The organism is Streptomyces sp. CA189 (assembly GCF_056428985.1).
In genome coordinates this window covers 35,785-48,421 of record NZ_JBWJVM010000040.1, presented here as the reverse complement: position 1 = coordinate 48,421, position 12,637 = coordinate 35,785, and the positions used below count along the sequence as shown (strand labels likewise).

Below are 12,637 nucleotides of genomic sequence, written 5' to 3'. Positions count from 1 at the left end.
GCGGCGGGCCCTCTTCTTGCGTGCGCGCTTGGACATGGCTGGGGATCCCTTCAGGCGGTGTGGCCGACGAGGAGGTCGGCGAGCTTGTTGAGGCGCTTGACGGTGCGGTCGTCGGTGGCGGTGGGAGCCGGGGCGACCCGCTCGCCCCGGTCGTAGTAGGCGCCGTTGACGATCTCGGTGGACGGATCGCAAAGCCGTACGACGTGGGCCGCGCCGTCGGCTGCGGACTCGCCCTCGTTCCCGTAGAGGGGGAGGAGCCCGGTCTCGCAGATGCCGGGGTGGACGGAGATGGCCGTGACGCGCGGGTCGGAGGCGAAGACGGTCAGCGCCAGCTGGGACTGCGCGTAGGCCGCGAGGCGGGAGTACCGGCGGATGCGCTGCGGGTCGTTCCACTGGATGGCCGCGGTGCGGTGGTGGGAGGAGGAGACGTTGACGACCCGGCCGCCGGGATCGGTGGTGAGGGAGGCTGCCAGGAGATCGGTCAGGAGGTAGTGGGCGAGGAAGTTCACCTGGAAGGAGATCTCGTTGCCGTCGGCGGTGAGGGTGTGGCGCTCGGGCGCGGCGATGGCCGCGTTGTTGACGAGGACGGCCAGGCGCGGGTGGTCTCGTACGACGCCGTGGGCGAGGTTCTCGACCTCCTCCAGGCGGGCGAAGTCGGCGGCGAGCGGACGGAGCAGGGAGCCGTCGACGCCGGCGGTGGCGATCAGCCGGTCGGCGGCGGCCCCGGCTTCCTCGGGTGTACGGCCGTGGAGAAGAACGGTGGCACCGCGCTCCGCGAGCTGGCGGGCGGTCTCGTAGCCGATGCCGGAGGTGGCGCCGGTGACGAGGACGGTACGTCCGGACAGGGATGAAGTCATGTCGGATTCCTGGATCCTGGAAGCGGGCATGGCCGGCGAGCCCGGCGCCCCGGCACATGGCGGGGTGCGGGCTCAGCTCATGCGGTGATGGTCAAGACGCGTTCCGGCAGCCCCCATTGAAGGAGGGCGCGGGTACGTCGATATCGCGGCGGCCGGTGTCAGAAGGCCGGGCGGACAGCGGGCGCTGCAGGCTGCGGAGAGGTGGCCCCGGCGCGACGGATACGTCGTGACGGTGGCCGGTCTTCGTAGCGCGGACCGCTGTTCATGTCCTCATCCCAGCGGATCCGGGAGGGGCGGACAAGGCTCTGAACGGGTCCTTGACAGTCTTCTGACGTGCTTCGGGTGACGGAATCACGGCCGGGTTCGTGCAGGTGGTCAGGGCGGCATCAAAGATCGACAACGGCGCGGAAGGAACGCGTCAGGAAGTGTTGTCGCGGCTGTCGGCCTGGCCCAGAGTGATGTGGCGACGGAGCCGGATCCGGAAACGGATGAGGTCCGGTGGCGCGCGGCTGGTGGGCGGTGACCTGAACACCGCCGGGGAAACGCATGGCCCCACCGTGGGGGTACGGGCCGATGCGACCGCGCGCCGGTCAGCCGTCGCGCACCACATGAGCCGTCCGGCCCCGGCGGGGAACAGGGGGTCGGACGGCTCGCGTGGCCAGGACCGTACCAACAATCCATGATGTGTTGAATTCAGGATCGGGTGTACTCTCGTGGTGTGTTGACTGTTGCCCCCGAAATCGAGGTGCTGGCCAGGTTCGGCCGCGCGCTCGCCGACCCCATCCGCTGCCGCATCCTGCTCGCGCTGCGCGACGCCCCGGCGTACCCCGCCGACCTCGCCGACGCGCTCGGCATCTCCCGCACCCGGCTGTCCAACCACCTGGCCTGCCTGCGCGACTGCGGCCTGGTCATCACGGTGCCGGACGGCCGCCGCACCCGCTACGAGCTCGCCGACGAACGCCTCGGCCACGCACTCGATGACCTGCGCACCGCCGTAGTGGCCATCGAAACCGACCGCACCTGCCCGGATACCGCCGAGAAGGGGTGCTGCTGACGATGACCGCGGAGATATCCATATCCCTCGGGCCCTCTCCGGCCCGGCGGGACGCGCTCGCCCGCCGGATACGGCTCCTCGTGGCCGCGACCATCACCTACAACGTCATCGAGGCGATCGTCGCCATCACGGCAGGCACGCTCGCCTCCTCCACCGCCCTGATCGGCTTCGGCCTCGACTCCGTCATCGAGGTCTCCTCCGCCACCGCGGTCGCCTGGCAGTTCTCCGCCCGCGACCACGCCGTACGCCAGGCCCGTGAGCAGCGCACCCTGCGGATCATCGCCGTCTCCTTCTTCGCGCTCGCCGCGTATGTCACCGTCGACGCCGTCCGCGCCCTGGTCGGCGCCAACGAGGCCGAAGGCTCCGTCCCCGGCATCGTCATCGCCGCCCTTTCCCTGGCGGTGATGCCGTTCCTCTCCGCCGCCCAGCGCCGAGCGGGCCGCGAACTCGGCTCCGCCTCCGCGGTCGCCGACTCCAAACAGACGCTCCTGTGCACCTACCTGTCCGCCGTCCTCCTGGTCGGCCTGGTCCTCAACGCCACCCTCGGCTGGTCCTGGGCCGACCCCATCGCCGCCCTGGTCATCGCCGCCATCGCGGTCAAGGAGGGGCGTGACGCTTGGCAAGGCAAGGGATGCTGCGCGGCCCCCGTCGCGGCAGTACCGTCCGTTCAGGCTCCGGCGGACGCGTGCGGTTGCAGCCCCGGCTGCGACTGCTGCGGGTGAGCCACCGAGCTCCGTGAAGGACTGAACCGGCCCAGCCGACTGCCGACCTGGCGGGCGAGGCTTCGGCTGCGTCGGGAGTACGTCGACTGCGCCATCGGGAGGATGGCCGTTAAGGACGCGTCAGGATTGGCTCAACTCCGGGCATATGTGATCAGGCTGCGTACGCTTGCTCAGCCGTCGACGTCGATGGCTGATTCTTTGCCGTACGACAGGAGCCCACCACGATGGCCACCCCTGCCCGCACGTCGCGCCTGCGGGCGTGGATGCTGGAAGGCTTGACCGCCGAGAACAGTTCGCCCGCCGCCAAGGAGGCGGCGGCCCAGCCGCACGGCCGTCCGTGGTGGCGGGTCATGTGCCTGACGGGTCTCGACTACTTCTCCACCCTCGGCTACCAGCCCGGTATCGCGGCGCTGGCAGCCGGTCTGCTGTCGCCGCTGGCGACCATCGTGCTCGTGCTCCTCACCCTCTTCGGCGCGCTGCCCGTCTACCGGAGGGTCGCCCAGGAGAGCCCGAACGGTGAGGGCTCGATCGCCATGCTGGAGCGGCTGCTGACGTTCTGGAAGGGCAAGCTGTTCGTTCTGACCCTGCTCGGGTTCGCGGCGACCGACTTCCTCATCACCATTACCCTCTCGGCCGCCGACGCCACCGCGCACTTGGTGGAGAACCCGCACCTCACCAGCACGCTCCACGGTCACGAAGTGCTGATCACTCTGATCATGATCGCGCTGCTCGGGGCCGTGTTCCTCAAGGGGTTCAGCGAGGCCATCGGCGTGGCCGTGGTCCTGGTGGCCACCTACCTCGGCCTGAACGTCGTGGTCGTGGCCGTCGGTCTGTGGAACGTGATGACCGAACCGCACGTCGTCACCGACTGGACGACCGCGCTGACCACCGAGCACGGCAACCCGTTCATGATGATCGCCATCGCGCTCATCGTGTTCCCGAAGCTCGCGCTCGGCCTCTCCGGCTTCGAGACCGGGGTGGCGGTCATGCCGCACGTCAAGGGCGACCCCGAGGACACCCAGGCCAACCCGGCCGGCCGGATCCGTGGAGCAAAGAAGCTGCTGACGACCGCGGCCATCATCATGAGCGTCTTCCTGATCTGCTCCAGTTTCATCACCACGCTGCTGATCCCGGCCGAACAGTTCAAGCCGGGCGGCGAGGCCAACGGCCGTGCCCTGGCCTACCTGGCGCACGAGTACCTGGGCTCCGCCTTCGGCACGGTCTACGACATCTCCACCATCATGATCCTTTGGTTCGCCGGTTCTTCGGCCATGGCCGGCCTGCTCAACCTGATGCCGCGCTACCTGCCCCGCTACGGCATGGCCCCGCACTGGGCCCGCGCCCTGCGCCCGATGGTCATCGTGTTCACCCTGGTCGCGTTCCTGGTGACCTGGATCTTCAACGCCGACGTCGACGCCCAGGGCGGCGCGTACGCCACCGGTGTCCTCGTCCTGATCACCTCGGCCGCCGTCGCCGTGACCATCGCCGCCCGCCGGGCCGGTGAGCGCGGCTGGACCATCGGCTTCGGCATCATCTCCGCCGTCTTCATCTACACCACGGCCGTGAACGTCGTAGAGCGCCCGGACGGTGTGAAGATCGGCGCCTGCTTCATCGTCGGCATCATGGCCCTCTCCCTCCTCTCCCGCCTCGCGCGCGTCTTCGAGTTGCGCGTCACGGACGTGGAACTGGACGACATGGCGCAGCGCTTCATCCGCGACACGTCCAACCGCACGATCCGCTTCATCGCGAACGAGCCCGACAACCGCGACCTTGACGAGTACCGGCAGAAGAAGGAGCAGATCCGCGCGGACAACGACATCCCGCCCGGCGACGACGTCATGTTCGTCGAGGTCACGGTCCTGGACGCGTCCGAGTTCGAATCGGGCATGCGGGTGCGCGGCGAAGTGCTCCACGGCCGCTACCGCGTCCTGACCCTGGAGAGCTCCAGCATCCCCAACGCCCTGGCCGCCTTCCTGCTCCACGTACGCGACGAGACGGGACAGCGCCCCCACATCTACTTCGAGTGGACCGAGGGCAACCCGATGGCCAACTTCCTCCGCTTCTTCCTCTTCGGCCAGGGCGAAGTCGCCCCCGTCACCCGAGAGGTCATCCGCGAGGCCGAACCGGACCGGGCCCGCCGCCCCCACGTCCACGCCGGCTGACGTCAGGCGACGGGGCGTCAAGAAACCGACAGGAATCCCGCCGGCTCCTCGACGCGAGGGGGATCCGGCGGGATTCTCACTGCTGTGACCATCGACTGGCGTCCCGACCGCGGCATCCACAGGACCGTACTCGCCCTCGGGGCCGGGGGCCTGGTGGTCGTCACCACCGGCGCTGCCCTCGACGTCATGTGGCTCTTGGGAATCGGCGTCTGGGGGCTCATCGCGGCGATGGTGATCGAGCTCGTCTACCGACCTTAGGGCGTGTTCTGGGAGGCGGCCGACGCCGTCGTCCCGGCTACTTCGGGTCGCGGTTGAACTGTGCCGCCGACCAGAGGTAGCCGAGCGCGATCAGGCCGACGCACCAGGCGATCGCGATCCAGCCGTTGCTGCCGATCTCGGTGCCGAGGAGCAGGCCGCGCAGGGTTTCGATGGCCGGGGTGAAGGGCTGGTACTCGGCGATCGGTTGGAACCAGCCCGGCATGGTGTCGGCCGGGATGAAGGCGCTGGAGATGAGGGGCAGGAGGATCAGCGGCATGGCCATGTTGCTGGCCGCCTCGGGGTTCGGGCTGGCCAGGCCCATGCCGACCGCGATCCAGGTCAGTGCCAGGGCGAAGAGCACGATGAGCCCGAGCCCAGCCAGCCACTCCAGGACGGTCGCGTCCGTGGAGCGGAAGCCGATGGCCGCGCCGACGGCGCCGACGAGGACCACGCTCATGACGGATTGCAGCACGCTGCCGACGACATGCCCGATGAGCACCGACGGACGGTAGACCGCCATCGTGCGGAAGCGGGCGATGAGCCCCTCGGCCATGTCCATGGAGACGTACACTGCGGCCCCGATCACGGTGCTGCCGACGGTCATCAGCAGCAAGCCCGGGACGATGTAGGCGATGTAGTCGGAACGGTCGGCGCCGCCACCGCCGATGCCGGCGCTCATCACGTCGCCGAAGATGTAGACGAAGAGCAGCAGCATCATGATCGGCGTGAGCAGCAGGTTCAGGGTTCCTGAGGGGTAGCGCCGCGCATGGAGCAGGTTGCGGCGTAGCATCGTGTTCGAGTCGCGTACAGCGAGGGAGAGGGCGGTCATCGGGCTGACTCCTCGGGCTGGTTGGGGATGTTGGCCGGGCCGGTCAGAGCGAAGAACACGTCGTCGAGGTCAGGGGTGTGGACGGTGAGTTCGTCCGCCTCGATGCCGGAGGCGTCGAGCCGGTCGAGAACGGAGCGCAGTTCGCGCTGACTGCCGTCGCTGGGGATGGACAGTGATAGGGCCACGTCGTCCCGGGGGACCTCGCGCAGGGCGTCGGCGGCGGCCTGATACGCGACCGGGTCGGTGAAGCGGAGCCGGATGTGCCCGCCCGGGATGAGCCGCTTGAGCTCCTCGGCTGTGCCCTCGGCGGCGATCTTGCCGTCGTTCAGCACAGCGATGCGGTCGGCGAGTTCGTCGGCCTCGTCCAGGTACTGGGTGGTGAGGAAGACGGTCGCGCCGTCGGAGACGAGGTCGCGGATGATGCCCCACATGGTGTGGCGGGCGCGCGGATCGAGCCCTGTCGTCGGCTCGTCGAGGAAGATGATCCGCGGGCTGCCGACCAGCGTCATCGCGAGGTCGAGGCGGCGCTTCATGCCGCCGGAGTAGGTCGAGGCGGGCTTCTTCGCGGCTTCGGTCAGGCCGAAGCGCTCCAGCAGTTCGGTGGCGACCCGCCGCCCCTCGCGCTTGGACAGGTGGTGCAGGTCCGCCATCAGGAGCATGTTCTCCTCGCCGGTGATCAGGCCGTCGACGGCGGAGAACTGCCCGGTGACACCGATCGCGGCACGGACCGCCTGCGGGTCGGCGGCCAGGTCGTGCCCGCCGACGTGCAGGTCGCCGGCGTCGGCGGTGATGAGCGTGGAAAGGATCTTCACGGCGGTGGTTTTCCCGGCGCCGTTCGGGCCGAGCAGCGCGAACACGGACCCGGCCGGGATGTGCAGATCGATCCCGTCGAGGACGAGCTTCTCGCCGTACGACTTGCACAGTCCGACGGCGGAGACTGCGGTCGGCGACGGGCGGGCGCCCTGCGTGGATGTGGGCATGACAAATAGACCCATGGTGGCTTCCCTTTCGAAGACAGGATGCGCGGGGAGGGAGTGGATGCTGTTTCGGAAATCGGCTCAAGCGACTGTCTGTGACGGGGCCTCAGTCACGTCACATCGCCTTGGGGCGGTCGCCCTGCCACGGCGACCTGACCGTCGAGGGAGTGGCCTGCATTGGCAGGGCTGAGCCGGGCCTTGCCGGGCCTGCTCGGCGGTCAGGGTCTGCGGCGGCCTCTGGGAGGTTACTTCCCGGCTGTGCCGGGTTCCCTGCTGAGGGATTCCTGGTAGAGGTCCGCGTACGTGCGTGAGTCCTTGATCAGGCCGTCGCAGAAGGCGGCGACGTCGTCGCCGATCAGTTCCAGGACCCCCTTGCCCGTGGCGGCGCCCTCCTCGAAGAAATCGACGATCCCAGGGAGCAGGGGCCCGTCGGGCAGGTCGACGGGCCCGACCTTGAACAGGTACTTCTGCATCTCCTTGTAGACGATCTGGTAGTCCGGCGGCAGGGCCTTGACCCGGGCCGTGTGCGCCCGCCACTGCTTCTTGCCCTCGATGATGTCCTGGATGCCCATGTCAGCCTCCCAGCCTGCTCAGTTTCCTGGCGACGTTCCTGTTCAACTGCTCGCGCCAGCGGTCGCGGTAGGTTCGGGCCCCTTCGCCGCCGGCCAGTGCCGTGCAGAAGCCCCGGATGTCGTCGCCGAGTACCTCGTTGACGCTCTGCCCGTCCGCCGCTGTTTCTTCGAGCAGCCCCAGGGCGGCGTCGAGGATCGGCATCAGGTTGCGGCCGGTGAAGTCCCCGTGGGGGAGGAGGTCGACCTTGATCTGTTCCCACGCCGCCCGGTAGTCGTCCGGCAGGGCAGCGGCCCGGGCCTCGAACGCCTTCCATTCCCTGGTGAGATCGCTGCCGGTGATGGTCTCCCAGAAGTTCATCGCCCGCCCTCCTTGAGCTTGTCGATGCGTGATGAGACGTACTGCCATTTCGCCCAGAACTTCGCGAGTTCCTCGCGGCCGGCGTCGTTGAGCGCGTAGAACTTCCGCGGCGGACCGACGCCGGACGGCCGCTTCGTCACCTGGACGAGTCCGTTCCTCTCCAGTCGCAGCAAGATGGTGTACACCGTCCCCTCGATGACGTCGGTGAAGCCCAGCTCGTTCAACTGGCGGGTGATGGCGTACCCGTAGGTCTCCTCGCGGTCGATGATTTCGAGCACGCACCCTTCGAGCGTGCCCTTGAGCATCTCCGTCAGGTCGTCCATTGCATGTCTTCCTCCTCGGCGTCATCAGTACTGCGTAGTACCGAGTACAGCTATACCGTATCACCGAGTAGTGGAGGGTGTCAGCGATCGGCGAGCCGCGTTCACGGGTGCCTGGGGTGCAGCCGGCCATGTCGGGATGCGCGTCGCGCAGGTGGCTCCAGGCCGCTCACGTCATACGTTCAGGTGGGCGCGAATGAGCGAGTCGAGCCGTTCCCATGCCGGGGAAGAAGCGTTGACCGTGCCCTGGACGAGGGCGGGGATCTCGGAGTCCGCATCCAGGCCGGGCAGTTCGCCGGACCCGTAGCGCTCCCGGTTCGCCTCGGCGATACGGAGGGCGAGGTCGTCGAGGCGCGGGTCGTCGGCGTCGAGGTCGTGCGCGTGGTCGTAGCCGAGGAAGAGCTGCCGTAGCTTCGGGTCGGCCAAGATGTCGGCCTGGTCGTGGAACAGGGTGGTTGCGCGGTCCGGGTGGGTGGCGAACACGAGGATCCACAGGTCGCGTTGCAGGTCCACCCATCTGGACGTGAACCCCCAACGGGCCAGGTCTTCCAGATGGGAGGCGACTTCGTCGGGCAGCGGCACCAGACGTCCCGCGGCGAGCCGGCGCAGACGGGCCTGTGTTTCCTGCAGGCTGCGGATACGGGCGTCGAGTTCGTCGTCGATCTCGCCCAGCGCCTGTCGGAGCTCCTCCTCGCCCGACGCCCTCAGGTCGCGAATACGGGCCAGGGGGACACCGGCTTCGGCTAGTGTCCTGATCTTGATCAAGGCGACGGCGTCGCCCGCACCGTAACGCCGGTAGCCGGACGCATCGCGGTCGGGCTCGGGGAGTAGCCCCTTGGCGTGGTAGACGCGGACGGTCTTGATCGACACTCCGATGTAGCCGGCCAGCTGCCCGATGGTGATCACCCGGCCATCGTCTCACTTGACCTTGCCCCAGGGGCAGGGCTGCAGCATGGCGTCATGGACAACACGAATGTCGATCGGGAGACCCTCCGCGAGCTGGCCGACGAGGGCAACGAGACCGCACTGGACCGGCTGGCCGATCTCGCGGACGAGGCCGGCGACCTGCGGGAGCTGAGCGAGCTGCTGGACGAGGGGTCGATGCACGCCGGGCTCCTGCTCACTCGACGCGCGGTCGCCTCCGGCGACCTCCGCGAGCTGCAACGGATCTCCGACGCCGGCTACGACGAGGCCGGGAGCGAACTGAACCGACTGCTGAGGGCGCCGGCCGACGGCCACTAGACGGCCTAGTCTCCGATGTCACGGATCCGGAGGTCGTCCAGCGTTTCGCGCCGTACGAGTACCCGGGCCGTGCCTTCGTGGACGGCGATGACCGGAGGGCGGCCGACCAAGTTGTACCCGGAGGCCATGGACAGCTGGTACGCGCCCGCCACCGGTACGGCGAGCAAGTCGCCGGGGTGGATGTCGCCCGGCAGCTCTACGCCGCTCGCGAGGATGTCCCCAGCCTCGCAGTGGCGGCCGACGACCGTCGTCGTACGCGGGGCGGCCGTCGAGTGGCGGCCGATGAGGCGGGGCGCGTAGCGCACCCCGTACAGGGCGGGCCTCGGGTTGTCGCTCATGCCGCCGTCGACGGCGACGAAAACGGTCTCGCCCGTGCGCTTGACGGCCAGTACGCGGTACAGGGCGACTCCGGCCGGTCCGACGACGGCACGCCCCGGTTCGATGACGAGCCGAGGCACGGGCAGGCCCGCGGCGGCGCAGGCCCCGCCGAGCTCGGCGCGCATCCGGCGGGCGAGCGCGGTGAGATCGAGGGCGGGTTCGCCGGGCCGGTAGGCGACGCCGTGGCCGCCACCCATGTCCAGCTCGGGCAGGACGATCCCGTGTGCGTCGCGGACCCGGGCCATCAGCCCGACCATCCGGCGGAGCGCCACCACGTAGGGCTTCACCTCGGTGATCTGCGAGCCGATGTGGCAGTGCAGGCCGGTCAGTTCGAGCTGCGGCTGGCCGAGTACGCGCACGATGGCGTGCTGCGCCGATCCGTCGGCGAGCGAGAGCCCGAACTTCTGGCCGTCCGTACCCGTACGGATCTTGTCGTGGCCCCCGGCCGAGACGCCGGGCACGACGCGCACCATCACCTTCTGATGTCCGTCGGGACCGACCGTGGCCGCGATCCGGGCTATCTCGGACGGACTGTCGATGACGATCCGACCGACCCCGAGCCGCAGCGCCGCCTCCAGGTCACGGGGTGACTTCGCGTTGCCGTGCAGCACGATGCGCTCGGCGGGGAAACCGGCTGTCACGGCGAGCTCCAGCTCCCCGGCGGAGCACACGTCCAGGCCCAGTCCCTCTTCCTCCACCCAGCGCACCATGGCGCGGGAGAGGAACGCCTTGGCTGCGTAGAGGACGTCGGCCTTGGGGAGGGCGGCGCGGTAGGCGCGGCACCGGTCGCGGACTTCGCCCTCGTCCAGTACGTAGGCCGGTGTGTCGAAGCGGTCGGCGATCTCTGCCAAGGACACGCCACCGACAGCCAGGTCGCCGTGCGGCAGCAGGGTCGTGGACGCGGGCCACACGGACAGTTCGCCGGCAGCAGCCGGAGCATCGGGGAGGTCGGTGATGGTCATGGTGCGGGCCCCCTTCAGACGGTCCGGGCAGCGACGTCAGGATCCTGCGGCACTGGTGTGGTGACCGGACCGGTCGCCGTCGCCGTCGCCGCCGGGGTGACCGCAGGAGCGGTCAGCGTCGGATCGACGGTCAGCAGCGACGCTCCGACGGGCCCGGCCATCGCACGGAGCGCGGACTCGGACAGCCGGATCCAGGGCCGGCCGGCGCCGAGCGTGGCCGCCAGCCGCTCCGCGGTCGTGAAGCCCACGGCGGTACGGGCTCCCAGCGGGGTGCGGAACAGGTGTACCACCACCTCCGCCCTTCCCGGCAGGACCGGTACGTACAGGGGTCCGGCCGGGACGCGTTCTTCAGGCTCCGGGTCGTCGTCGTACTGGAACAAACGCATGGGGCCCTCCCAGAGGAACCACGAATGGCAGGTGAGGCCCCGGATCCGGGGAGACAGACCGGGGGCACGACATCGAAGCTAACCCAGCTTCCCGCCCCCGAGCCCACCCCATGACGGGCCCTTGACGACGGGCGGCAAAGTCCATACGGATCACTGACGGCACGAGGCCGCCACCATCAGGAATCCTTCAAATCTCTGCTGTCCCGCGTGAGAAGGCCATCAACAACCGCCCCTCCCCTCCCTCGTCGTCCGTCCATGGGAGGCGACGGACGACGAAGAGAAGGAAGAGGCCGTGCGGAGAGTCGTGGTCGGTGCTACGGGCACCCCGGGGAGTCTGGCCGCGTTGCACAGGGATGCCGCGGAGGCCCGTTCGCGCGACGCGGAGCTATGGGTGGTCCTGGCCTGGAGGGCGAGGTCGTTTCCGGGGCCGTGCGGTACGCGGCGACGGCGGTCTCCGACCGTCGGTCCTCGTCCGGTGACCCCGCCGGTAGGCTCCGAAGGCATGACCCCAGTCAACCTGGCCGGCCCCCGCCTGGCGCTGCGCGAAGTCGAACCCGAGGACACCGCCGCGATCCTGGCCATCTACGGCGACCCCGAGGCCACCCGTCACCTCAGCTTCGAACCCCGCACCCGCGACCAGGTCCAGGCGATCACCGACCGGTCCATCGCCTCCGCGAAGGACAGCCCGCGAACCGAGTACTGCCTTGCCCTCACCCTGCTCGGTGAACACCGCCTGATCGGCTACGCACGCCTGGCTACCGAACCGCATCAGGCGGCCACCATCGGCTTTGCCTTGCACCCGGCACAGTGGGGCAGCGGCCTCGGCACGGAGACCGTCCACCTGCTGTGCACGCTCGGCTTCAAGGTCCTGGGCCTGCACCGCATATGGGCTGCGCGTTCACCACTCAACGAGGCATCCGCGCGCACCCTCCTGCGAGCGGGCATGACCGAGGACGGGCGGATCCGCGAGCACGTCTTCGTTCACGAAGCCTGGCGAGACTCGATCACCTACTCGATCCTGGAGCACGAGTGGATCCCGATCGACGTCCTGGAGCCCGACACCGCCGACGGAGCTCCGGCGGGCGTGGCCACACCTGACGCTGACAGGGGACAGTAGACGTGAGCGGGTGCTGCCAGGTTTGGGCCTGCGGCGCGAGCCGATGATCCCCGGCATCACCGAGTTTGCGCGTGGCGGCCTGCCCATGTCGGTGGCCACCGACGAGGGCAACCACTGGGTCGTGCGGCCGTGTCGGCCTCGCCCAGGCTGATCGTTTTCGGTCCTGCCGTCGCCTCTGATTGGCCGGGCCCTCCTCGGCCGCCAGCAGTTCCCCGGCCGCAGCCATGGCCGCCCAGACCTCCGGAGGCGAGCCCCGATCGCCGGGGAAGCCCCGCGGGCGTCGGCCGTGATCCCCATAGGTCGCGGATCCGTTCACTGTGAGAGTCCAGCACCCGGTCTGCGACGAACACGTGCCCGAGGCTGAGAAGCGTGGCGACGAGGCCTCCCTCTCCGGCAGCGAACCCGGAGGGGCTCGTCGCGGCGGACGCGAGGCGCAGGCTGCC

15 protein-coding genes are annotated in these 12,637 nt (G+C 69.3%); 6 read left to right on the top strand and 9 right to left on the bottom strand.

The annotated features are described in order from the left end of the window. Window positions 1–50: 50 nt before the first annotated feature. Window positions 51–857, bottom strand: a complete 807-nt coding sequence (locus AC061S_RS26410) for an SDR family NAD(P)-dependent oxidoreductase (protein WP_478688373.1) — start codon at window positions 855–857, stop codon at window positions 51–53. A gap of 718 nt (window positions 858–1,575) precedes the next feature. Here AC061S_RS26410 and AC061S_RS26405 point away from each other — a divergent pair. The 4 genes from AC061S_RS26405 (at window position 1,576) to AC061S_RS26390 (ending at window position 5,053) form a co-directional block, all read left to right on the top strand. Continuing rightward, window positions 1,576–1,911, top strand: a complete 336-nt coding sequence (locus AC061S_RS26405; protein ID WP_478688372.1) for an ArsR/SmtB family transcription factor — start codon at window positions 1,576–1,578, stop codon at window positions 1,909–1,911. Between the two features lie 2 nt (window positions 1,912–1,913). Next, complete coding sequence (locus AC061S_RS26400) at window positions 1,914–2,633, top strand: cation efflux transmembrane domain-containing protein (protein ID WP_478688371.1); 720 nt, start codon at window positions 1,914–1,916, stop codon at window positions 2,631–2,633. Window positions 2,634–2,857: 224 nt separating this feature from the next. After that, on the top strand, window positions 2,858–4,795 hold the full coding sequence (locus tag AC061S_RS26395; protein WP_478688370.1) for an APC family permease: 1,938 nt from the start codon (window positions 2,858–2,860) through the stop codon (window positions 4,793–4,795). 84 nt (window positions 4,796–4,879) lie between these two features. Continuing rightward, on the top strand, window positions 4,880–5,053 hold the full coding sequence (locus tag AC061S_RS26390; RefSeq protein ID WP_327256453.1) for a hypothetical protein: 174 nt from the start codon (window positions 4,880–4,882) through the stop codon (window positions 5,051–5,053). A 37-nt stretch (window positions 5,054–5,090) separates the two neighbouring features. On the opposite strand, the gene AC061S_RS26385 is transcribed toward AC061S_RS26390, so the two are convergent. From AC061S_RS26385 to AC061S_RS26360, 6 genes are all read right to left on the bottom strand, one after another. Beyond that, window positions 5,091–5,882, bottom strand: coding sequence for an ABC transporter permease (locus AC061S_RS26385; protein WP_478688369.1), 792 nt, complete (start codon window positions 5,880–5,882; stop codon window positions 5,091–5,093). Beyond that, complete coding sequence (locus AC061S_RS26380) at window positions 5,879–6,862, bottom strand: ATP-binding cassette domain-containing protein (protein ID WP_478688368.1); 984 nt, start codon at window positions 6,860–6,862, stop codon at window positions 5,879–5,881. The genes AC061S_RS26385 and AC061S_RS26380 overlap by 4 nt, the downstream gene beginning before the upstream one ends. A gap of 242 nt (window positions 6,863–7,104) precedes the next feature. Beyond that, window positions 7,105–7,431 (bottom strand): DUF1048 domain-containing protein, encoded by a 327-nt coding sequence (locus AC061S_RS26375; RefSeq protein ID WP_478688367.1) that lies wholly within the window; start codon window positions 7,429–7,431, stop codon window positions 7,105–7,107. A 1-nt stretch (window position 7,432) separates the two neighbouring features. Continuing rightward, window positions 7,433–7,789, bottom strand: coding sequence for a DUF1048 domain-containing protein (locus tag AC061S_RS26370; protein ID WP_478688366.1), 357 nt, complete (start codon window positions 7,787–7,789; stop codon window positions 7,433–7,435). Beyond that, entirely contained in the window at window positions 7,786–8,112 is a 327-nt protein-coding gene (locus AC061S_RS26365; protein ID WP_214346405.1) for a PadR family transcriptional regulator, read from the bottom strand. Before AC061S_RS26365 ends, AC061S_RS26370 begins: the two co-directional genes overlap by 4 nt. A gap of 171 nt (window positions 8,113–8,283) precedes the next feature. Next, window positions 8,284–9,015, bottom strand: a complete 732-nt coding sequence (locus AC061S_RS26360) for a MerR family transcriptional regulator (protein ID WP_478688365.1) — start codon at window positions 9,013–9,015, stop codon at window positions 8,284–8,286. 54 nt (window positions 9,016–9,069) lie between these two features. Between AC061S_RS26360 and AC061S_RS26355 the strand changes: the two genes are divergently transcribed. Next, the gene (locus AC061S_RS26355; RefSeq protein WP_478688364.1) at window positions 9,070–9,351 is read left to right on the top strand and encodes a hypothetical protein; all 282 of its coding nucleotides are present in this window, start codon (window positions 9,070–9,072) and stop codon (window positions 9,349–9,351) included. Window positions 9,352–9,356: 5 nt separating this feature from the next. Here the strand turns inward: AC061S_RS26355 and lysA are convergent, their stop codons facing one another. After that, window positions 9,357–10,691, bottom strand: coding sequence for a diaminopimelate decarboxylase (lysA, locus tag AC061S_RS26350; RefSeq protein WP_478688363.1), 1,335 nt, complete (start codon window positions 10,689–10,691; stop codon window positions 9,357–9,359). Window positions 10,692–10,705: 14 nt separating this feature from the next. Next, window positions 10,706–11,077, bottom strand: a complete 372-nt coding sequence (locus tag AC061S_RS26345) for an SAV_915 family protein (protein WP_478688362.1) — start codon at window positions 11,075–11,077, stop codon at window positions 10,706–10,708. A gap of 502 nt (window positions 11,078–11,579) precedes the next feature. Here AC061S_RS26345 and AC061S_RS26340 point away from each other — a divergent pair. Continuing rightward, a complete protein-coding gene (locus AC061S_RS26340; protein ID WP_478688361.1) occupies window positions 11,580–12,194 on the top strand; it encodes a GNAT family N-acetyltransferase in 615 nt (204 codons plus the stop codon). The last annotated feature ends 443 nt before the right edge of the window (window positions 12,195–12,637 follow it).